This is a genomic window from Collinsella sp. CLA-ER-H8 (assembly GCF_040092335.1).
In the GTDB taxonomy this organism is placed as follows: domain Bacteria; phylum Actinomycetota; class Coriobacteriia; order Coriobacteriales; family Coriobacteriaceae; genus Collinsella.
On the sequence record NZ_JBBNLU010000001.1, the window covers coordinates 59997 to 80887 of the forward strand.

Annotated in this window: 18 protein-coding genes, 2 tRNA genes and 1 pseudogene; all 21 read right to left on the bottom strand. The window is 62.3% G+C overall.

What is annotated here, in order from left to right; translation table 11 throughout:
- Window positions 1-41: 41 nt before the first annotated feature.
- Window positions 42-115 (bottom strand) — tRNA-Gly (locus AAAX72_RS00255).
- Between the two features lie 6 nt (window positions 116-121).
- Window positions 122-198 (bottom strand) — tRNA-Pro (locus AAAX72_RS00260).
- A 91-nt stretch (window positions 199-289) separates the two neighbouring features.
- A complete protein-coding gene (gene brnQ, locus AAAX72_RS00265) occupies window positions 290-1648 on the bottom strand; it encodes a branched-chain amino acid transport system II carrier protein (protein ID WP_349128483.1) in 1359 nt (452 codons plus the stop codon).
- Between the two features lie 77 nt (window positions 1649-1725).
- On the bottom strand, window positions 1726-2865 hold the full coding sequence (locus AAAX72_RS00270) for an aminotransferase class V-fold PLP-dependent enzyme (protein ID WP_349128485.1): 1140 nt from the start codon (window positions 2863-2865) through the stop codon (window positions 1726-1728).
- Window positions 2862-3113, bottom strand: a complete 252-nt coding sequence (locus AAAX72_RS00275) for a DUF3343 domain-containing protein (RefSeq protein ID WP_022095212.1) — start codon at window positions 3111-3113, stop codon at window positions 2862-2864. The genes AAAX72_RS00270 and AAAX72_RS00275 overlap by 4 nt, the downstream gene beginning before the upstream one ends.
- Window positions 3114-3132: 19 nt before the next feature.
- Window positions 3133-3759: a sulfurtransferase-like selenium metabolism protein YedF gene (gene yedF / locus AAAX72_RS00280; RefSeq protein ID WP_055286145.1), complete on the bottom strand. Its 627-nt coding sequence runs from the start codon at window positions 3757-3759 to the stop codon at window positions 3133-3135.
- A gap of 60 nt (window positions 3760-3819) precedes the next feature.
- A complete protein-coding gene (gene selD / locus AAAX72_RS00285) occupies window positions 3820-4869 on the bottom strand; it encodes a selenide, water dikinase SelD (RefSeq protein WP_349128487.1) in 1050 nt (349 codons plus the stop codon).
- A gap of 29 nt (window positions 4870-4898) precedes the next feature.
- Entirely contained in the window at window positions 4899-6080 is a 1182-nt protein-coding gene (locus AAAX72_RS00290) for a glycosyltransferase family 4 protein (RefSeq protein ID WP_349128488.1), read from the bottom strand.
- 14 nt (window positions 6081-6094) lie between these two features.
- Window positions 6095-6859: pseudogene (locus tag AAAX72_RS00295) on the bottom strand (acyl-CoA dehydratase activase).
- A gap of 155 nt (window positions 6860-7014) precedes the next feature.
- Window positions 7015-8178, bottom strand: coding sequence for a double-cubane-cluster-containing anaerobic reductase (locus AAAX72_RS00300; RefSeq protein ID WP_349128490.1), 1164 nt, complete (start codon window positions 8176-8178; stop codon window positions 7015-7017).
- A 76-nt stretch (window positions 8179-8254) separates the two neighbouring features.
- Window positions 8255-9040, bottom strand: a complete 786-nt coding sequence (locus tag AAAX72_RS00305) for an ABC transporter ATP-binding protein (RefSeq protein WP_349128492.1) — start codon at window positions 9038-9040, stop codon at window positions 8255-8257.
- A complete protein-coding gene (locus AAAX72_RS00310) occupies window positions 9030-10025 on the bottom strand; it encodes an ABC transporter ATP-binding protein (RefSeq protein ID WP_349128494.1) in 996 nt (331 codons plus the stop codon). Before AAAX72_RS00310 ends, AAAX72_RS00305 begins: the two co-directional genes overlap by 11 nt.
- Window positions 10026-10028: 3 nt before the next feature.
- A complete protein-coding gene (locus AAAX72_RS00315) occupies window positions 10029-10856 on the bottom strand; it encodes an ABC transporter permease (RefSeq protein ID WP_349128496.1) in 828 nt (275 codons plus the stop codon).
- Window positions 10856-11809 (bottom strand): ABC transporter permease, encoded by a 954-nt coding sequence (locus AAAX72_RS00320; RefSeq protein ID WP_349128497.1) that lies wholly within the window; start codon window positions 11807-11809, stop codon window positions 10856-10858. The genes AAAX72_RS00315 and AAAX72_RS00320 overlap by 1 nt, the downstream gene beginning before the upstream one ends.
- A gap of 88 nt (window positions 11810-11897) precedes the next feature.
- On the bottom strand, window positions 11898-13508 hold the full coding sequence (locus AAAX72_RS00325; RefSeq protein WP_349128499.1) for an ABC transporter substrate-binding protein: 1611 nt from the start codon (window positions 13506-13508) through the stop codon (window positions 11898-11900).
- A gap of 184 nt (window positions 13509-13692) precedes the next feature.
- Window positions 13693-14976 carry a double-cubane-cluster-containing anaerobic reductase gene (locus tag AAAX72_RS00330; RefSeq protein WP_055286139.1) on the bottom strand — a complete coding sequence of 428 codons (1284 nt, stop codon included), beginning with the start codon at window positions 14974-14976 and terminating at the stop codon, window positions 13693-13695.
- A 444-nt stretch (window positions 14977-15420) separates the two neighbouring features.
- The gene (locus AAAX72_RS00335; RefSeq protein WP_349128501.1) at window positions 15421-16491 is read right to left on the bottom strand and encodes an ATP-binding cassette domain-containing protein; all 1071 of its coding nucleotides are present in this window, start codon (window positions 16489-16491) and stop codon (window positions 15421-15423) included.
- A gap of 3 nt (window positions 16492-16494) precedes the next feature.
- Complete coding sequence (gene modB, locus AAAX72_RS00340; RefSeq protein ID WP_349128503.1) at window positions 16495-17937, bottom strand: molybdate ABC transporter permease subunit; 1443 nt, start codon at window positions 17935-17937, stop codon at window positions 16495-16497.
- Window positions 17938-18005: 68 nt separating this feature from the next.
- The gene (modA, locus tag AAAX72_RS00345) at window positions 18006-18881 is read right to left on the bottom strand and encodes a molybdate ABC transporter substrate-binding protein (RefSeq protein ID WP_349128505.1); all 876 of its coding nucleotides are present in this window, start codon (window positions 18879-18881) and stop codon (window positions 18006-18008) included.
- A gap of 203 nt (window positions 18882-19084) precedes the next feature.
- A complete protein-coding gene (locus AAAX72_RS00350; protein WP_349128506.1) occupies window positions 19085-19564 on the bottom strand; it encodes a MogA/MoaB family molybdenum cofactor biosynthesis protein in 480 nt (159 codons plus the stop codon).
- 10 nt (window positions 19565-19574) lie between these two features.
- The gene (glp, locus tag AAAX72_RS00355) at window positions 19575-20837 is read right to left on the bottom strand and encodes a gephyrin-like molybdotransferase Glp (protein ID WP_349128508.1); all 1263 of its coding nucleotides are present in this window, start codon (window positions 20835-20837) and stop codon (window positions 19575-19577) included.
- Window positions 20838-20891 lie beyond the last annotated feature (54 nt).

The window sequence follows — 20891 nt, forward strand, 5'->3', positions numbered from 1 at the left end:
CTCTGGCACCAAATAAAGCCAAAGCCGTTAAAACTATCCTATGGAGCGGGCGACGGGAATCGAACCCGCGTCATCAGCTTGGAAGGCTGGGGTTCTACCATTGAACTACGCCCGCAAGATATGGTCGGGACGACAGGATTTGAACCTGCGACATCCTGCTCCCAAAGCAGGCGCGCTACCAAACTGCGCCACGTCCCGAAGGTGTTGAGCAGCTAAGGTCTAAACCTTGCGTGTCCCAAAGCGAAGAAAATTATAGGGGAGACTCCCCGCCTATGCAAGCGACGATACCCTAGCTCCTCGAATGTGCGACAAACTGGCTATGGGCCAGGCCTATCACAAAGGCCACCACGGCGACCGGCGCCCACGCGGCTCCAATGTCCGCCAACGGCAGCGCATCGAACGGCAGCCACACGCCCGCAAAGAACGCGTCGCGGACCGAGGTGATCACACTCTGCACCACGACCACGCCGCCGACCCAAACCCACACCTGCGGATGGGCGTCGCAAAAACCGTGCACCAGGCCCATCAGCACCAGCACAATGGCGACGGGGTACAAGGCGTTGAGCATGGGCACCGAGAACATGAGGATCATGTCGAGGCCCACGTTGGAGAGCACGCACGAAAACGCCGCGAACACAAAGGCGAGAACCGCAAAGGGACGGCGCATGGCCTCCTCGGAGGCCTCCGCTCCCCCTTCGACCACATACGTCTCACAGAAGTAACGCGAGCAGCAGCTGATGAGGCCGATGCACACGTTCATGCAGGCAAGGAAAAAGATCGCGAAGACCACGACCGTGCCGGCAAGGCCAAAGTGCATGGAGGCAGAGCGGGCAAGGATGGCAGCGCCGTTGGTGGCATCGGGCATAACCGTACTGAGCTGCATGCCGGCAAGCGCCAGGCCGCAGTAGATGACGGCCATGAGCGCACCGGCGATCACACCGGAGCGCGAAATCTCAAAGGCCACGCGCTTGTCGTCGGTAACGCCCAGCTCGTGGATAGTCTCGGCGATGATAATGCCGAAGGCGAGCGACGCGAGCAGGTCCATGGTCTGGTAGCCGGTCAAAAAGCCCTGCACGGCAGCACCCGCATCGTAGGGAGCCTGAGGCGCGGCAACCGGTCCCAGCGGCGAGATCACGGCAGCACCCACAACCAGCACGATGAGCGCGATAAGCGCGGGGCCCGTAATGCGGCCGAGCACGCGTGTGATGACACCCGGGCGCAGCGTGAGCACAAACGCGACTGCGAAGAACCCGATGGCAAACACCAGGCGAGCCGTGCCAAGCGAGACACCCTCGGGCAGCAGCGGCACCAACATCTCGAAGGCCGTGGAGCTCGTGCGCGGAATGGCCAGGCACGGGCCGATGGCAAGATACACCGCCGCGACAAAGAACTCGCCAAACTTGGGGTGCACGCGGCCGGCAAGCTCGCGCGCCGTTCCGGCAAGCGCCACGGCGATAAAGCCCATGACGGGCAGGCCGATGGCGGCAACCAGAAAGCCGAGCATGGCGACCGGCGTGGCAGAACCTGCCTGCAGCGCCAGCAGCGGCGGGATAATGAGATTGCCGGCGCCAAAGAGCATCGAGAATAGGGCGATGCCGACAGTGACGACATGGTCGGAGCGCAGACCACGCGGGGTGGATGAAGCCATGGGACCACCTTTCGGGTCGAAACAAAAACGGGACGGGCAAAAACACCCGTCCCGCAAGTATAAACGGTCTAGCAGCTTTAGCAGGCTAAATCGCACAGAGCATCGATAGCCGTGTCGACTTCTTCGGTCGTGTTGAAATACCCAAACGAGAAGCGAACAACACCCTGGCGCTCGGTCCCGAGCGCGCGGTGCATGAGCGGAGCGCAATGGGCACCGGGGCGCGTCGCAATCCCCCACCCTTGCATGAGCGCGTCCGAGATCTCGGCAGAGTCGATATCGCCCACGTTGAGCGACACGATCGCCGAGCGCGCGGGTTGGTCAAACGCACCGTAGAGCTTAATCCCCGGAATCTCGCGCACACCGGCAAGGAAGCGATCAGCGAGCGCACGCTCGTGGGCAGCAATCGTCTCCACCCCACCCTGGGCCTCGATAAAGTCGAGACCAGCGGAAAGGCCGGCGATACCGTGGCCGTTGAGCGTGCCCGCCTCAAGGCGCGTGGGCCACTCAAGCGGCTGCAACGCATCAAAACTGTGCACGCCCGTGCCGCCCATGGCCCACGGCGCCACGTCAATGCCCTCTGCCACGGCCAGGCCGCCGGTCCCCTGCGGACCCATGAGCCCCTTGTGGCCGGTAAAGCACACCACGTCGAGCCCCATGGCCTGCATATCGATATGCGCCGTGCCGGCAGACTGCGAGGCATCGACGATCACGAGCGCGCCGGCCGCATGGGCCATGACAGCCACGCGCGCAATGTCGACCGCGTTGCCGGTCACATTGGAGGCATGCGTCACCACCACGGCACGCGTACCCGGCGTGACAAGCCGCTCGAGTTCGTCGTAGTCGAGCACACCATTTACGTCACAGCCCGCATGCTCAACGGTCACGCCCCGCTCCGCTGCCAGGCGGTTGAGCGGACGCAGCACGGAGTTATGCTCGAGCACCGTCGTGACCACGCGGTCGCCGGGGCGCACCACGCCACAGATGGCGATGTTGAGCGCCGCCGTAGAGTTGGACGTAAAGCACACATGGTCCGCCCTCGGGCAACCTAAAAGGCGCGCGAGCTTGGCACGGCAACCGTGAATCGTACGAGCGGCATCGAGGGCACCCGACGTGGCGCCGCGCCCGGCATTGCCGAGCGAGCACATCGCCTGCGTCACGGCATCGATGACCGTCTGCGGCTTGTGCATGGTCGTCGCCGCGTTATCCAGGTAGATCATCGCACGACCTCCCACATATCAATCACGGTATAGCCCTCGGTGGGAACGCCCGCCGCGGCAAGCTCGCCGCGCAGCAGCTCCTCATCGGCAGGCAACGCCTTCCACGCCAGACCGCAGCCGGCAGCGACCTCCCCGGGCACGGGAATCGTTCGCCCGGGAAGGCCGCGCTCGATGCACAGAGACTCGCAACCCATGGCGGCCGCCGTGGTGGGAAACGTGATGACAAGCGCCGGGCGCTTCTCCCTCATGGCAACTCCAACCAATACGCTACGGGCGCACGACGCGCACGGCCTGCTCCATCTTCTCCACGATCACGTACATGTTGGTGACCTCGCCCACCGCAAGCTGGTCTTTAATGCCATAGTGGTCGAGGCAGGTACCGCAGGTGAGAATCTCGACACCCTGCTCGGCCAGGCCCTTCAGGTCGTCGAGCACCGGCGAGCCCTCGACGGTGAGCTTGGCGCCGCCGTTGTAGAACAGCATGGTCGCGGGCAGCTCCTCCTGCTGCGTCACGGCAAAGATAAACGCCTTCATGAGCTTGTGGCCCAGCTCGTCGTCGCCACGGCCCATGCAGTCGGTGTAGACGGAAATGACGAGCTTGCCCTTGCCGGCGCTGGCATCACAGAAGGCAGCGCCATCCTGCTCGGGATCGGCCACGGCAACGGCGCCAGAGGTCGCCACGGTCACGTGCCACTCGGCGTCAGAAACCTTCTCGACCGAGGCCGTGCAGCCCTTCTCCTGCGCCATCTTGGAGATGTTCTTGACGGCGGTCTCGTTGTCGACCGAGGTCACGACGGCGCCCTCGCCATCGAGCTGCTTCAGAGCTTTGAGCGTCTTGACGACGGGCAGCGGGCAGGCATCGCCCATGGCATTGACTTCAATCTTGGTAGACATAGTTTTTCCTTTCGAAAGAGCCGTTCTAGAGAACGGCAAACAGTTACATAAACGTGCGGGCTAGCGAACAACGCGGACAGCAGGACCGCCCGGCTCCGCCTCGCACACGCGCCCGACAACGGCCGCGATGCGCCCCTCGGCATGCAGGCGACGCGCAAGCCCATCCACATCGGCAGCAGGCGCCGCGATGAGCAAACCACCCGAGGTCTGCGGATCGTACAGCGCGTCAAGCATGCCCGCCTCAAGGTCCTCGTCGGCAGCCACGCGCGGGCCAAAGAAGTCCTGGTTGCGGTAGGAGCCCGCGGGGATAATGCCCAGACGCGCCATATCGAGCACCTGGTCAAAGAGCGGCACCGCCCCCGACGCAAGTTCGATCTGCACGCCCGAGCCCTCGGCCATCTCGCACGCATGCCCGATCAGACCAAAGCCCGTAATGTCGGTGCAGCCGTGAAGCTCGAGTCCCTCGGCCAAACGAATCGGGGCCTCGTTGAGGGTGCGCATCGAGTCGAACATCGGACCAGCCTCGTCCTGCTCGATAAGCTCGCCCTTAATGGCCGTGGTGATGATGCCCGAGCCGATCGCCTTGGTCAGCAGCAGGACATCGCCCACGCGCGCACCGCTATTGGCGAGCATGCAATCGAGCGCGACAAAGCCGCTCACGGACAGGCCGTACTTGGGCTCGTCGTCGTTGATGGTGTGGCCGCCCGCGATGGTGCAGCCGGCCTCAACGCACTTGTCGGCGCCGCCCGCCAGAATCTGACCGGCAACCTCGACGCCCAGGCAGCTCGGAATGCACAGCAGGTTCATGGCATGGCTCGGCCGCCCGCCCATGGCGTAGATGTCCGACAGTGAGTTTGCCGCGGCAATCTGGCCAAACAGGAACGGGTCGTCGACCATCGGTGGGAAGAAGTCGATGGACTGCACGAGCCCCAGGTTCTCCCCTACGCGGAAGACACTCGCATCGTCGGAGGTATCGAACCCCACGAGCAGATTGTCGTTATGCACATTGGGCAAGTCGCCCAGGACCTGGGCGAGGGCTCCGGGAGCCAACTTAGCGGCTCAACCGCTCGCGGCCGTCATGGACGTGAGCCTCATGGTGTCCTTAGCCATACGAACCCCCTTCCAACAAATCAACGACTTTAAGTATACGCCCCAGGCACGGCTTCCCAAGAGACCGCCAACGGCTCGAACGTCGAAGGCGGAGCCGCAAGCGCCTGCGCGATAGCATCTGCCAGTGCGCGCTCAAACAACGGAAGGTCGGCCGCCTCGGGCGTGTCGACATCCGTCATACGCGGCGGCGCCACCCACGTCACGGGAGCGCCGGGAAGCATCGCCTCCATCCAGGGACGAACGCCGGGCAAATCGGTCGCCACAACTTTGCAGCCGCACGCGAGGGCCTCGATCGTCACGAGCGGCAGACCCTCGTAAAACGAAGGCAGCACAAAGACGCCGGAACTGCGGTAGGCACGCACGAGCCCATCGCTATCCAGGCGGCCCGCCAGCGTCACCGGCACATCCGAGGCCGCGGCCAAGCGCTCGATACGCGCGTACTCGGCATCGTCCCCGCGGCCGCCCACAAGTACCAAGCCAGATGGGCGGACGCCATCGTCAATCGGCAATGACATGGCTCGAACCAGCGACTCGACGCCCTTTTTAAAGCAAATCTTGCCCACGTACACAAGCGATCCCGGCTGTCTCGCCACGCTTGCGTCGCAGCAGAAGACGCGATGGTCGTAGCCCGTCCCAATCACGTGGATGCGATCGGCATCGACGCCGCACACCAGGCCAATCTGCTCAGCCTGCTCAGCATGGAGCGCAAAGACGGCATCGAGCCGACGAACCGCACGTACGATGCGATCGCGCTCGAGCGCATGCGAACGCAGCTGGCGCAGGTCGGTCGAATGGCACACGGCAACAACCGGCACGCCCCGGACGCACTCGCGCACCAATGCGGTCACCAGATACAGATGATGGCAGAGCACCAGATCGGGCCGAAACTCAGCCACCGCCCGATCGATTGCAGCAGCAAATGCCCGCTCAAATGCCTTGAGCATCGAAGGCGTCAGGTCACGATAGCGTGTAGAGGGATAGGGCATGACATCGGACATACCGCAGATGGGAAACGGCAGCTCGGGCGACTCGAACGGTACGGCAAACACGGCAGCACGCCGGTCCAGCTCGCCTTGGGTATCACCCGGTGCCGCGCCGCAAAGCACGGCGGCGCGATGCCCCGTCTCGATCTGCTCGCGCACGAGCGCGGCAAGGTAGGTGCCGCTGCCGGTACTATCTGGTTTTTGCGCCGAGATATTGAGGATGCGCATGTCGCGGTACACCCCTAGGCCAAGGCGGCGGCGCGAATCGCCGCGCCGATGGCACCTGCAAAGCGAGCCTGGGGCGAGGTGGTCACCGGCGACCCCAGTAGCTCGCCCAATCGCTCCACCACGAAGGCGTTCTCGCACAGGCCACCGGTCAGGTAGTACGGGGCGCCCGCGGCCTGCCCGGCCATGGTCGCCACGCGCGAGACCACGCTGTCGATCACGCCACGCGCAATGTTCTCGCGCGGCTCACCGCGACCGATCAGGCTGATGACCTCGCTTTCGGCAAACACCGTGCACATGCTGCTGATCTTGGTGGGCTCACCGGAACGCGCAAGGTCGGCCATCTGCTGTTGGGAAATACCCAGACGGTCGGCCATGATCTCCAAAAAGCGCCCCGTACCGGCAGCGCACTTGTCGTTCATGGCGAACTTGGCCACGCGGCCACTTTTAAGCTGAATGACCTAGGTGTCCTGGCCGCCCACGTCAATCACCGTGCCGTGATCGCCAAACAGGCGCACGGCACCGGTACCGTGGCAGGTAATCTCGGTCACGACCTTGTGTGCATAGGGCACGGCAACACGGCCGTAGCCAGTCGCGACCACGCGCACGTCGTCGGCAGCCACGTCATAGCCAGCCGCGGCAAGCTCGCCGCGCAGCCGTTCGGAAGCATCGACCGAGGAGAACCCGGTTGGCTGCACGCACGTCCACGCCACCGAACCCTCCCCGTCGACCACAGCGGCCTTAGCCGCCGTAGACCCGATATCGATCCCGATCCCTATCATGGCTCTCTCCCAATCTAAACATCAAAGGTAGCGGCGCGTTCAGGCGCCTTAGCTCTAGGTTTCTCAGGTGCCGGAGATTGCCCCGAAAGAGGAGCGCAGCGTACTTTGGGTACGCAAGCGACGGTTTGAGGAGCAAGATCCGGTGCCTGAGGAAGCTAGAGGGTTTCGATAAAGGCGGCGATGCGCGTCTCGATCTGGCCCATGTCGCCGTTGCTATAGTCGGTCTCGATCTTCATATACGGAATACCCGCACCCTCGACAGCCTCCTGCATGCGCGCACTCTCCACGTTAAAGGTGTGGCACGCCTGGAGCACGCTCTCCACTACGCCATCGACGTGATACTTCTCGCACATGGCCAGCGTGTTTTCCATACGACCGTCGTTGGGCGTCATGACCGAGCAGTTGATATCCAGGTAGCGGTCGGCGATGGCGCGCAGGATATCGGGCGCGTCCGGGTCGATCATCATGGCCGCCGTGCGCTCGCCCGAACAGTCGTCCATGCACACGACCACACCGCCGTTGGACTCGATGGTGCGACCGATCTTGTTGATCACGCCGCCCACCGGGCAACCAGTAATCAGGATGCGCTTGGCGTCTGCCGCGACCGGGCGCTCGCCCGCGTCGTAGGCCTCGCGCAGCTTGGCAACCTTTTGCTCCAGCTGCTGCGTATAGGCATCGATATCAAAGCTAAACGTGCCGGCAAACATGGTGCTCATCAGGTCGACGCCGCTCATGGCCGCCGGCTGGTTGGCCTGCAGCGCAAACATGTCGAGCTGGGCCGCACGCAAGCGGTTGCGACGACGGACGGCAGCGCGCAGGTCATCGTCGGTAATCGTGATGCCGTAGAAACCTTCGAGCTCCTCCTTGAGCAGGCGGCACTCCTCGTACCAGCCTTCACGCTCGTAGGCGCGATCGCGACCCTGCGGCAGGTGCAGAATGTGCGTGCGCTTGAGCTCGTTGAGTAGCTCGTACATCTTCTTCTTGCCGTCGCAGGTGGTCTCGCCGATGATCATGTCGCTAAAGTACGTAAACGGGCACTTTTGCGAGTAGGCAAAGCCGTACGTCGACTTGATGAGCGGACAGAGATTTGCCGGCAGCACCTTCTCGGCCTCGGGAATCACCTCATCGGACGTACCACACAGAGCCACGCTCGCAGCCCCCGCGGCATCGATAATCTCGAGCGGCGTATAGCTGCACAAAAAGCCGACCAGGCGATTACCTGCCTGTTTGTAATCCTTGACGCGAATAAACGCCGCCTTGCGCTGCTCGTTGAACTCCTCAAACGTGCGCGGCAACGGCTGCTCCTCGATATCGACCATAGTAGTTCCCCTCTCTTGCACCGATATACCGACAATTAAACAACAAACCCACGCCATACCCAAAAGGAAGCATCCTCTAGGGAATGGCGTCGATAAGCTCCTGCGTATACGGATCGCTCGGGTGCGCGATCACGTCCTCGGCCGCGCCCTCCTCGACAAGACGACCGTGGTAGAGCACGCCAATCCGGTCGGACATATGCCGAACCACACGCATATCATGCGTGATAAACAGCAGCGCCACGCCCGTCGTGCGCTGCAGGTCACGAAGCAAGTTGAGCACTTGAGCCTGAACGGACACGTCAAGCGCCGAGACCGGCTCGTCGCATACCACAAGGCGCGGCTCGCAAATAAGCGCCCGTGCCAGATTGAGTCGCTGACGCTGTCCCCCCGAAAGGTCGTGCGGATAGCGGTCATAATGCTCTGCCAGAAGACCGACCGAGGCCAGGGCCGAGAGCGCGCGCTCATGGCGCTCATCCGCATCGCGCACGCCGGCGATAATCAGCGGCTCCTCCAAAATGCGGCCGACACGGTTACGCGGGTCAAAAGCCGTAGAGCTATCCTGGAATACCAGCTGGATTTCGCGGCGAAACGGCTTGCGTTCGCGCTCCGGCATCGTGGCGAGGTCGTGCCCGCGATAGACAATCGAGCCGGAATCCGCACGCTCGAGACCACAGATCAGGCGTCCAGTCGTCGACTTGCCCGATCCGGATTCGCCAACCAGGCCATAGATCTCGCCCGGTGCGATCTCAAACGACAGATCGTCCACGGCGGTAAAGGCCTGACGCTTAAAACCTAAGCCCGGCATGGGAAACGTTTTAGTCAGATGTGAGACCCTAAGCAGGGCTTCGCTATCAACAGCCATGGCACTCCCCTTTCTCGACAAGCCAGCATTTAGACCGGTCGCACGCATTCACGGCAAACAGCGGAGGCTCCTGCGCGCGGCAACGCTCGTCCGCCCGGGCGCAACGAGGCGCAAAGCGGCATCCACAGGGTATTGCCGTAAGCGGCGGCACCGTGCCCGGAATATCCGCCAGCGTGTCAACTCGCTCGCCTTCGAGCGGCGGAATGCTCGCGATGAGCCCCCGGGCATACGGGTGGCTCGGGCGATCCATAAGGCCGCAGGCGTCGATCTCTTCTACGATTTGACCCAGATACATGACGTGCACGCGCGAGCAGATGCTCGTGACGACACCCAAATCATGGCTGATAAAAAGCACCGCCATGCCCTCAGAACTGTTGAGGTCGCGCAGAAGATCCAAAATCTGTTTTTGAGTCGTCGTGTCGAGTGCCGTGGTGGGCTCATCGGCAATCAGCAGGCGCGGGTGCCCGGCGAGCGCCATGGCGATCATCACGCGCTGACGCATGCCGCCGCTAAAATCGCCCGGATACATGTCGAAGCGGCGGTCGGCGTCGCGGATGCCCACGCGCTCCAGCAGCTGCAGGGCCTCGGCGCGGGCTTCGCGTCGGCTCACCTTACGGTGGGCTCGCACGGCCTCGACGACCTGGGCCCCGACCGTCATGACGGGGTTGAGTGAGGACAACGGGTCCTGGAAGATCATGGCAATATCGCAGCCGCGCACCTCGCGCATGCGCTTGAGCGGACGCGCCAGCAGATCCTCGCCATCAAACACAATCTGGCCCTCATAGGCCATCTTCTGTTCATGCTCCAATAGGCGCATGACACTCTGGGCAAACACCGACTTACCGCAGCCGGACTCGCCGACAACACTAACGATCTCACCGGCATCGATATGTAGGTTGAGTTTGTTGACGGCTTCCAGCGCGTTGCCATCGCGGCCCACAAACGAGATGCAGAGGTCGCGCACGTCCAAAAGATGCTGAGCCATGGGCTAGTCCTCCTTGGTCTTGGAGTCGAGGGCGTCGCGCAGGCCGTCGCCGGCAAGGTTCAGCGAAAGCACGCTCGCGATGATGGCCGCTGCCGGGAAGAAGATCATCCACGGGGCTTTGCGCATCACGTTCTTGCCCGCCTGCAGGATGTTTCCCCAGCTGGCGTCGGGCGCCTTGATACCCAGGCCCAGAAACGAGAGGGCGGCCTCAGAGAGCACGGCCTCGGCAAAGACGAAGGTCGCCTGCACCAGGAAGGGCGCCATAACGTTGGGCACGATATGCAGCCACACGATGCGCGCGGTCGAGGCGCCCTGCACGCGCAGGGCCTCCACAAAGGGCTCCTCCTTGACCACCATCGCGCGCGAGCGCACGATGCGCGCCATGCTGGGCGTATAGACGATGGAGAGCGCGATGATGACGTTCCACACGCTCGCCCCCATCATCGCCATGAGCGCGATGGCCAGCAGCACGCCCGGAATGGACATAAGGCCGTCGCAGATGCGCATGAGAATATGATCGAGCCTCTCGTTGTAGCACGCATAGGCGCCAATCACCAAGCCGAGCGCACTCGTCGCGAGCGTGACGGCAATGCCGACGCCAAGCGACACGCGCGCGCCCGCGATGACGCGGGCAAGCAGGTCGCGGCCACAGTCATCGCAGCCAAAGGGATGCGCGGGCGAAGGTGCCGAAAGTCGCAACGTCATCTCCTGCGCATTGGGATTAACCGTCCACACCAGCGGACCGACGAGCGCGATCAGCGCAATCGCCAGGAAAATACAGCCGCCGACCACAAGCTCCTTGTTGGCAAGAGCCTTCTTAACGTTTGCCATCATGCATCGCCCCATTTGCGAGCACGCGGGTCAAAAGCGCCGTAGGCAAGGTCGACAGCCAGATTGATCACCGAATTCAACAAGGCGATGACCAGCAGCACACCCTGAATCACCGGATAGTCGCGACGCTCGATAGAGCTCGTGACCAGCTGGCCCAAACCGGGGATGTTAAAAATGGCCTCAGTCACCACGGCGCCCGTAATCAGAGCGCCAAAAGAATAGCCGACCGAGGTGAGAATCGGCAGCGCGGCGTTGCGCAGGGCATGGGCCAGCACCACGCGAACCTCGGAGACGCCCTTGGCGCGCGCCGTCTTAACGCAGTCGAGCTGCATGGCCTCGATCACGCTCGCACGCGTCATGCGCATGAGCAGCGCGGCCTGAACGCATCCAAGCGATATGGCCGGCAACGCAAGATAGCGTAAATGGCTGAACCAGCCCTTCGATAGCGGCGCATAGCCGGCCACCGGGAACACACGCAACGTGACGGCAAACAGCCACATAAGCATGAGCGCCATCAAAAAGCCGGGTATCGCCACGCCCAAAAGAGCAACGACACGCAAGACCGCGTCGGTGCGCGACCCATGTTTGAGGGCAGCGACGACGCCGCAAGGCAGTGCAATCAACAGCGCGATGAGCTGTGCCAGAAGCGCGAGCGATAGCGTGGGGCCAAAGTGCTCGGCGATCGCCTGCGTGACGGGCTGCCGCATAAAATACGAATCGCCCAGGTCGCCGGTAAGCACGCCGCCCATCCACTCAACGTAGCGCTGCGGCAGCGGCTCGTTGAGTCCCAGGCTATCGTTGACGCGCTCGATCTGGTCGGCCGAAGCCTCCATGCCGAGCATCGAAGAGGCCGGGTCACCCGGTGTGAGATAGATAATCAAAAACACGACAACCGAGATGATGAGCATCACCGGAACCATCGCGCCTATACGTTTGAGCGTGTACTTCATCATGCGAGGCGTCTATTTCCCCTCTGAACGTGGACAGGGCGTGGCGGCCACAGGGGACCAGACCCCTCCAGCCGCCACGCCATCTATTGCATTACTCCGGACGCTTGGCGTTCCAAATGATGGCCCCGTCGAGCACCTCGACGTCCTCGACGTCTGCCTGGGTGCCCGTGATGGAAGCGTAGTGGCAAAGCGGCTCGATGACGGCGATCTCATAGAGGCGCTCCTGAGCCTCGGCCCACTTCTTGGCCGCAGCATCGGTGTCCTTGGCGGTGCGGGTCTCGGCCACGAGCTTGAGCGCCTCCTCGTCGGACAGGCCATAGAAGGCCTTGGAGACCGAGAGGGACTGGGCCGGGATGGGCTTGTAGTTGGTGGAGGCCACAAAGAGGTCCCACTGCTCGGGCTTGCCGGAGCGGATGTCCATGAAGGTCGCGAACTCGTAGCTGTCGACCTCGGCGGTGAAACCGGCCTTCTCGAGCTGTTCCTGCAGCGCGACGGTGGCGTTATGCATATCCTTGTAGTCGGGGGTGGTCAGTAGCTTGACCGTTTCACCGGCATAGGAGGTCTTGGCCAGGGCCTTCTTGGCGGCCTTGGCGTCGGCCTGGTTAAAGTACTTCTTGCCCGCGTCGGTCGCCCACTGAGTGTTCTCGGGGTTGCCAAGGTTGGGATCGATGTTGAAGAGCTCCTTCTCGCCATAGGCGGCAAGAGCGGCCGCCTCGCAGTCGATAGCCATGAGGGCACACTTGCGGATCTCCTCGTCGGCGAAAATGCCCTCGTTCATGTTGAGGAAGGCGGTCAGAACGCCGGCGTTATGAGTGTAGAGCTTGACGTCGTCGTTGCCGTCGAAGTCGTGGTAGTTCTCGGTGGGGATCTCGCCAGCGATATCGTACTCGCCGGTCTCAAACCCGCTCACGCGCGTGGAGGCCTCGGTCACGAACTGATAGTAGATGTCCTTGGTGGGCGCGGAGACCTTGCCGGTGTAGCCCGAAGCCTTGCCGTGGGCGGCGACATAGTCCTCGTAGCGGGTGAGATGGACGTACTGGTCCTGCTTCCACTCCACAAACTTGTAGGCACCGGTACCCACGTACTCGGTCACGCCGGTATCGCCCGCGGCCTCAATGACCTCGGAGGGGAAGATACCCGGATACTGGGAGTGGTTGCCCAGGATGATCAGAAAGTCGATGGCGGGCTCGGTCAGCGTGCAGGTGACCTCGTGGTCGCCCGAGGCGGCGAAGGTGGCACCGGGCAGCAGGCTCGCGGCGCGGTCGTTGACGGTGAGCCAGCGGTTCATCGAGGCCACGACGTCCTCGGAGCCAAACTCCTTGCCGTTGTGGAAGGTGACGCCCTCGCGCAGCTTGATGGTGTAGGTCAGGCCGTCGTCGGAGACCTCATAGCCCTTGGCCAGCACGGGTTGGGGCTCGTAGTCGCTATCGAGGCCAAAGAGCGGCTCGACGACGTTGCAGATGATGTCCACGGTCACAAGCGACGACGTGGTGTGCGGATCGAGGCCGTCCGGGCTCGCCGGGAGCGCGATCTGCAGCTCGTCGCGATACTCCACATCCTGGCCGGAGGCAGCGGCGCTACCGCTTTCGGCGCCCGAACCGCCGCAGCCGGTGAGGCCGAGGCCCGCCATGGCGCACAGGGCAGCGGAGCCGGTCAGAAAACCGCGACGGGAAACGCCCGCCTTGAAAAGGTCGTTGTTCATTGAGTTCCTTTCGTGTCTGAACAAACGGATAGAATCTGCCGGCACGGTGGAAATCCCCGCCCCGGCAGCTATGCGAAGCCGGCCGGCGCCCTGCGGTGCATCCGGACACCGGCCGACATGGCAACGGAGAAATCCCTATCGCGTGGACAGGAACACCCGGCGGCACAGCTTGGCGCAGGTGCGGCTAAATCGTCTCGAGGAAGGCCTCGATGCGGGTCTGGAGCTGACCGGCGTCCTCACCGGCGTAGTCGGTCGTGATGTGCATAAACGGAATGCCCGCCTCCTCTGCGGCCTTCTCCACAGCGAAGGACTCCATCTCGTAGAGTGTGCAGAACTGCAGGGCCACGTCGACGATACCGTCGGCATGCAGGTCCTTGGCCATCTGGACAATGTCCTTCATACGCTGATCGTTGGGCGTAAAGACGGCGCAGTTGATCTTAAAGTAGCGCTCGGCGATGGCGTCGAGCATCTCGTCGACCGTCTCGCCGGACTCGTCGACCAGGTCCTTGTAGTAGCGCGAGCCCGTGCAGGACTCCTCGCCCACCACGACGCCGCCGGCCTTCTCGATAAGGTTGAACAGCTTCCAGTTGGGCACGGCCATGGGCGTACCGGTGTACAGGATGCGCTTGGTCCCCTTGGGCGCCACGCCCTCGCCGGCCTCGACACGCTGCTCGCACTCGGCGGCCATCTCGTTGATGGCTCCGGTCAGACGCGGCGTGTCGTCCATAAAGGCGGCCTGAACGGTCAGCAGGCTGTCGAGACCGCTGATGGGCGCCGGGTCGGCAGCGCGCGTGGCAGCGAGGCGCTGCAGGGCGCGACGCTTCTCATTGACGGCGTGGATGGCGGCCTTCAGACGCTCGGGCGTGATCTTGACGCCGCACTCTTCCTCGATCTTGGCGGCGAGCTTCTTGACCTCGGCCTTCCAGGTCACGAGCGTCGACTCGTCGTGTACGTTGGGAATATCCATGACGTACATGTTCTTTTGCGTGGCAAAGAACTCGTAGGCCTTTTTCTTGCCGTCGCAGGTGTTCTCACCCACGACCAGGTCACTCGACTCAATGTAGGGGCAGACCTCGCCCAGCTTAAAGCCGGCAAAGCTCTTGATGAGCGGACAGGTGTTGCGCGGCAAGTGCTCCTCAACCTTGTCCGTTGCCCAGTCGGCACCCGAGCACAGGCCCACGGGGATGCCATCGCAGGCAAGCACGATCTCTTCGGGCACGTAGACGCAGAACGAACCGACGATCTTGGTGGCCTCGCCGGCCTCCTTCTTGTCGAGCATCTCCTTAATACGGCCGCTGTGGATGTTGGTGGCGACAAAATCCAGGTAGGACGTAGACTTGGGGCGATTGTTCTGTGTCAGGAACATATCGCCGTACATCTGGCCCACGGCGCCCAGCAGCATGTCGTGGTCGGCAAGATTCATGCCGAGGCTTTCCCACATCGGATGGAAATCGAATTCTTCAGCCATGACGGTTCCCCTCTCGAACCAAAAATGAATAGCTACGGTATTTCTGCACGGTGGGCGCCGAAAACCCAGCCGTGCCTAAACCCGGAATTTTGGGGAACCTGCTTTGCAGCTGATTATTTAGTTGTGCGTCGTCTCTCCCGGAGCCGTGAACATACCTGCTCATATGCGGCTCCGAGCCATATACAGGGCGCGCGCCGCAACGCGACGCGAATATGTCTTCTGCGGCATCAGCGCGCCCTCCTTTTCTCGTCGAAGGTAACTATATCAACGGTTGTCGTCCAGACGAACACCGCCGACATGCGTACGACAGCGTCGGGATGTGAGCATCTCACTGTCTGATAATTAATTATCAGACTGATAAGGTTTAGTCATGTAGAAATCGGCGAACGGCGAAGTGAAAATAAAGCGGTCGAGGAATACCTCCTCGACCGCATCGCCCCCGCATTATCGGCAAACGAGATGAATCCTGCTTGCATCAAAATGCATGCGCAGAGTCTCACCCGCCTGCGGCAGCTCTTCCACGGGTACACTCACCTTATTCACCTTCCACTGCAGACGCGTGGGCGCATCGACGCGCGGCACGTCCAGCAGCACCAGCCGCTCAAAGCGAGAATCGCTCACGCGGGCCACATGCAGGTCATAGCTGTTGCGACCACGCTCGACACGGTTGTCAACATGGAAGTAGCTTGCCCGAATGCCCAGGTACGCCACATTATCGGGAACCTCGCGACCCACGTTAAAGGTCATACCCCAATCCAGGGCTTCAACTTCCTGAGGCCCGATCTTGCGCGCACGGCTTGTGTTCTTGCAGCCCGTTAGGCGCAGTGCCGCCAGCGTCTGCGGCCGGCGGACCACGTCCTCGATGGAGCCGATCTCCTCCACATGCCCGTCGTGCATCACGCAGATGCGCTGGCACAGGCGACACGCTTCGTCGATGTCGTGGCTCACGTAGAGCACGGTGCGGTTGCATACATCGAACAGGTCGAGCATGTTCTGTTCGAGGGCGCTCTTAAGATAGGAATCGAGTGCGCTCATGGGCTCGTCGAACATAAAGATGCCCGGATGCGCCGCCACCATGCGTGCAAGCGCCACGCGTTGCTGCTGGCCGCCCGAGAGGCGCGCGGGATAGCGGTCGGCAAAATCGGCTAGACCGAAAATGCTCAGATAGCGCTCGGCGAGCTTTTTGCGCGCGGCGGCATCGCCCGCATCCTTTACGCCGGCGCACACGTTGTCGGCCACCGTCATGTTGGGGAACAGCTGATAGTTTTGGAACAGCAGAGCGCATTTTCGCTCCTGAGGCGACAGGTCGATGCCCACCGCCGAGTCAAAGAAGGTCACGCCGTTGACGACGATCTTGCCCTCGTCGGGCGTCTCCACACCGGCAATGCAGCGCAGCGTGCAGCTCTTGCCGCAACCCGAGGCACCCAGCAGCGCCACACGCTCCTCGCCGGCCTCAAGCTGCATGTCGAGCACAAACCCGGGATAACGTTTCTTAATATCCAAAACGAGCGACATAGCTTATCGACCTCCCTGCGGCGCCGCATCATCGCGCATGAGGTCGGCCAGCGCCTCGCGATCGATACGCAAGGCATCGCCGCCCGCCGGGTCGAGCGAATCGCCCTGTCCGGCGAGATCTTTGACCTGCTTGCGCTCCGCACGGGAAAGGCCCCGCTCGCGATACTTTTGCGAATGAACGGTGTACATGTTGATGAATAGGATGACTAAGAAACTAAACACGATCACGACGGCGACCCAAAAGAGGGCCACCGACGTGTTGCCGCTCATCCACTCAAAGTAGATGGCAATGGGAATGGTCTGCGTAATGCCAGCGTAGTTGCCCGCAAAGAACAGGGTGCAGCCAAACTCGCCCATCGCGCGGGCAAAGGCGAGCACCGTGCCGGCGGCAATCGAGGGCCAGCCAAGCGGCATCATAAGCTTGGTAAAGATGCGACGCTCGGACCATCCCAGGGTTCGCGCCGCATCGAGCATCTGCGTGTCGAGGCTCTCGAAGGCTCCGAGTGCCGTACGATAGACGAGCGGGAACGACACCACCACGGCAGAGATCACCGCCGCGGGCCACGTAAAGACGATCGAGACGCCGTGCGCGATAAGCCACTGGCCCACCCCGGTCGATCGACCAAACAGCATGAGGAGCAAAAAACCGCAGACCGTGGGCGGCAGCACCATAGGAATGGTAAAGACCGAGTCGAGCAAGCCCTTGATGCGGCTCGAGGTACCCATAGTCTTCCACGCGGCGAACAGACCCAGCGCAAACGCAATCATCAGGGCAAGGCCGCTCGTTTTTATGGACACCCAAAACGGGCGATAGTCGATGTCGCCCAAAAAGGAAGCCAGAGAGGTCAAGGGCCCCTGCTCATCCTGCAACACGACAGACGATGCTTCTACCATTTGAGCGCTATCAAGCCAACGCGCGCCGCCTTTGGCATCACCAGAGGCTGATGCAATCACCACATAGCGGTCCCCATCCGCACCGCGTTCGTCAAAGCCATAGGTATACCCGCCGGATTCAAACGTTGTTTCCGCCGTGACATACCAAGGAAGATCCACGTCCCCTAGCTGCGCACCTCCCATGCAGTTTGCGCTGTCGAGCTTACAGACGAGGGCCTTGAGACCCGATACGCACTCGTTGTCCTGCGGATCCAATCCATACTTCTCGACCGCCTTGCGCGATATCCACACCACAACGCGATCAGCAGCAGGCGCCACTACAAGGTCCACGTCCTCGTCAACGGGAAACCGGTAGCCCTCAGGCTGGCCCTCCATGGCACGAGCGGTCCCCTTGGCCAACCGCTCAAAACCCTCGATCCCATAGGAAAGCCCATGAGCGGTCGCAGCAACCTGGGCCCCGTCCTCAGCGTCCCCAGCAAACGCAAATCCCGGCACCCAGCAAAGCGCGAAGGTCAAAGCACAGGCGACAAGCATGCGAAATCTATTAAGCACGAAAAGCTCCAAGCGAATACAAGGACGGAGTGAAACACAAAACGATGGAATTATCGCGCCAAGCCGCACTACGCGGAAAGCTCAAAGCCGTACTTGGCCCAAATCTTCTGAGCCTTCTTGTTGGTCAGACAGAAGTCAATGAACGCCTTGGCCTCGTCGGCGTGCTCGGAGCTCTCGGCAACGGCACCCGGATACACGATGGGCTTGTGCGAATCCTCGGGGCACACGAAGGCCTCCTCGATGCCGTCGTAGCGGAAGATATCGGAGCTGTAGACAAAGCCAGCCACGCAGTCGCCCGTGGACACATAGGCGGCGGCGGTACCAACTTTGTCGGCCAGGGCCACCTTGTCGGCGATCTCGGGCGCATACTCGCCGTCGTCGCCCTCGGTGCCGGTATAAAGGCCCACGGAAGCCAGCGCCTGGTTGGCGTACTTGCCGGCAGGAACGGTCTTGGCGTCGCCGATGGCGATCTTACCGTCCAGATTCGCGACGTCGGCGATGGCCTCGATCTTGGTGTCGGAGCCCTCGGCGCGAATGATCACGAGGTCGTTGACGAACATGTCCTCACGCGTGTCGGCGTCGACGAGCTCGGCGGTCTCAGCGTCATCCATGGTGCCCTTGGAAGCGGTGATGAGCACGTCGACCGTGGCACCGGCGCGCATCTGCTCGACAAGGTCGCCAGACGCTTTGAACTGCGTGTCGGCAAACGTGATGCCAGTCTGCTCGGTGTAAAGCTCCTGGACCTCGGGCAGAGCCTTCTCGAGCGAGTTGGCGGCAAAGACCTGCAGCTCGACGGTTTCCTTCTTGGAAGAGGCCTTGGCGGAGCCGGCATCGGATCCGGCCGGCTCGGACGTCTTGTTGCCCGAGCAGCCAGCAAGACCAAGGCCGGCAGCGGCGACAGCAGAAAGCGAGACAAAACCGCGGCGAGAAACCAAATCGAACATATTCAACCCTTTCGGACCTTATGCCCGGGCACCCCACCGCGGGCTTTAATCTGCAATCAGATTATACTTCTGCGCGAATAATGATAGTGAGAAATTATTCTCACCAGAGAATATAGTTTCGAGTTAGCGTGCACCTCGGCGTCGCTTCGGCGGAAAACAAAGGCGGAGCAGCCCGTAAGGTAGCTCCGCCGCAGGTAGTGCGCTTATTTGGCGTGTCCGCCGCCCGCCGTCATCTGGGCCGCATGTTCCAGCTGGTCTGCTATGGCCTCCCAGCTTTCGCGGGCGGCCTTCGTAGAACCGGGAAAGTTTACGACAAGTGTATGACCTCGTTGCATGCACACGGCGCGCGAGAGCATAGCGCGGCGCGTCTTGGTCATGGAGTACGCACGAATTGCCTCGGCAATACCCGGCACATCGCGGTCGCAGACGGCACGAGTCGCCTCGGGCGTCACATCGCGCATCGAAAGCCCCGTACCGCCGCAGGTGAGCACGACGTTGGCGTGGCACTCATCGGCGGCTTCCACAACGGCATCACCAATCTCGCTGACGTCATCGCGCACGACCACATGTGAGGCGACCGTCCAGCCCTGTGCCACGATGAGTTCCTCGAGCGCGGCTCCAGCCTCGTCCTGGGCAAGGTCGCGCGTGTCCGAGCACGTCACGATCGAAATCTTCAACTCCATAGCGATCCTCCTATAGCACCGTTCCCTCAGGCAGGTCGACGCGAACAACGTCCACGACATCTCCCGCCTTGAGCTCGCACGGTCCTTCGTCAATACGCAGCAGGCAGTTGGCCCGCTGCATCGTGCCGAGCAGCGCCGAATTCTGCGTCTTGGCCTCGGTCACCAACAGCTCACCGGTCTCGGGGTCGCGCAAAACCGTGGCGCGATCGAAGAAGCGTCGGTCCTGGCGCTTTTTCACGCCGTGTGTGAGCGTCGCCTGCTGCACGGGACGCGCCCCCTCGGCAAAACCACGCATCTTGCGGATCGCCGGACGGGCAAGCATCTCAAAGCCTACATACGCCGCGGCCGGATTGCCTGAAAGCCCTAGATAGGGCTTACCCCCGAGCAAGCCAAACGTGATGGCCTTGCCCGGACGCATCGAGATGCGGTCAAACAGTACCTCGCCCTCGCGCCGGACGAGCGCCGTCACGAAATCGTAATCGCCCGCCGAGGCGCCACCGCTCGTAATGACAAAGTCGCACTCCTGCACGGCACGATGCACCTGCTCGGCGATCGCTTGCTCATCATCGGGCGCGATGCCGTAGAATACGGGCTCGGCGCCGGCATCGAGTGCCTCGGCCATCAGCGCCGAGGAGTTGGAATCGCGAATCTGCCCGCGCGCCGGCAGCTCACCCGGCGCGACCAGCTCCGTGCCCAGCGAGATAATGCCCACGCGCGGAGCGGCATGCACCTTCACGCTCGCGTATCCGGCGCTCGCCAGCAGACCCGCGCCCGCCGGAGCCACGACCTCGCCGGCGTGCATCACAACATCGCCGGCATGGGCCTCCTCGGCAGCAGAGCGAACGTTCTCCCCCACCTTGGCCGGCGCCGAGAAGCGAACGTGCGAGCCCTCGTTGCCATCGCCGTCGAGCACATCGACGATCTCGTACTTCACCACGGCGTCGGCACCTTCGGGTACCGGCGCGCCCGTCATGATGCGGACCGTCTCGCCCGGGCCAAGAGCGCCCTCAAACACATGGCCCGCAGCCTCGTGTCCGATAACGTCGAGCGTCACCGGCGCCTCACCAGACGCCTGCGCCAAGTCCGCCGAGCGCACGGCATATCCGTCCATAGCGCTGTTGGCAAACGGCGAGATGTCGATATCGGCCACCGCGTCCTCGGCCAAGGGAAAACCAGCCGCCTGCCACACGGGAATCTCGATGAGATCCGTCGGAGCAACGTGCGACAGGACAATCGACTGTGCGTCATCCAGCGGAATGAGTTTCTCTGCCATATGCACCTCTTAATGCCACGGCGCATAACAGGGGCGCCGATTCTTTATGCTTGT

What these genes read in the sequence shown, in the direction of transcription:
- brnQ (WP_349128483.1), bottom strand. Translation starts at nt 1,648, where the DNA reads ATGGCTTCATCCACCCCGCGTGGTCTGCGCTCCGACCATGTCGTCACT.
- AAAX72_RS00270 (WP_349128485.1), bottom strand. Translation starts at nt 2,865, where the DNA reads ATGATCTACCTGGATAACGCGGCGACGACCATGCACAAGCCGCAGACG.
- AAAX72_RS00275 (WP_022095212.1), bottom strand. Translation starts at nt 3,113, where the DNA reads ATGAGGGAGAAGCGCCCGGCGCTTGTCATCACGTTTCCCACCACGGCG.
- yedF (WP_055286145.1), bottom strand. Translation starts at nt 3,759, where the DNA reads ATGTCTACCAAGATTGAAGTCAATGCCATGGGCGATGCCTGCCCGCTG.
- AAAX72_RS00290 (WP_349128488.1), bottom strand. Translation starts at nt 6,080, where the DNA reads ATGCGCATCCTCAATATCTCGGCGCAAAAACCAGATAGTACCGGCAGC.
- AAAX72_RS00300 (WP_349128490.1), bottom strand. Translation starts at nt 8,178, where the DNA reads ATGGTCGATATCGAGGAGCAGCCGTTGCCGCGCACGTTTGAGGAGTTC.
- AAAX72_RS00305 (WP_349128492.1), bottom strand. Translation starts at nt 9,040, where the DNA reads ATGGCTGTTGATAGCGAAGCCCTGCTTAGGGTCTCACATCTGACTAAA.
- AAAX72_RS00310 (WP_349128494.1), bottom strand. Translation starts at nt 10,025, where the DNA reads ATGGCTCAGCATCTTTTGGACGTGCGCGACCTCTGCATCTCGTTTGTG.
- AAAX72_RS00315 (WP_349128496.1), bottom strand. Translation starts at nt 10,856, where the DNA reads ATGGCAAACGTTAAGAAGGCTCTTGCCAACAAGGAGCTTGTGGTCGGC.
- AAAX72_RS00320 (WP_349128497.1), bottom strand. Translation starts at nt 11,809, where the DNA reads ATGATGAAGTACACGCTCAAACGTATAGGCGCGATGGTTCCGGTGATG.
- AAAX72_RS00325 (WP_349128499.1), bottom strand. Translation starts at nt 13,508, where the DNA reads ATGAACAACGACCTTTTCAAGGCGGGCGTTTCCCGTCGCGGTTTTCTG.
- AAAX72_RS00330 (WP_055286139.1), bottom strand. Translation starts at nt 14,976, where the DNA reads ATGGCTGAAGAATTCGATTTCCATCCGATGTGGGAAAGCCTCGGCATG.
- AAAX72_RS00335 (WP_349128501.1), bottom strand. Translation starts at nt 16,491, where the DNA reads ATGTCGCTCGTTTTGGATATTAAGAAACGTTATCCCGGGTTTGTGCTC.
- modA (WP_349128505.1), bottom strand. Translation starts at nt 18,881, where the DNA reads ATGTTCGATTTGGTTTCTCGCCGCGGTTTTGTCTCGCTTTCTGCTGTC.
- AAAX72_RS00350 (WP_349128506.1), bottom strand. Translation starts at nt 19,564, where the DNA reads ATGGAGTTGAAGATTTCGATCGTGACGTGCTCGGACACGCGCGACCTT.
- glp (WP_349128508.1), bottom strand. Translation starts at nt 20,837, where the DNA reads ATGGCAGAGAAACTCATTCCGCTGGATGACGCACAGTCGATTGTCCTG.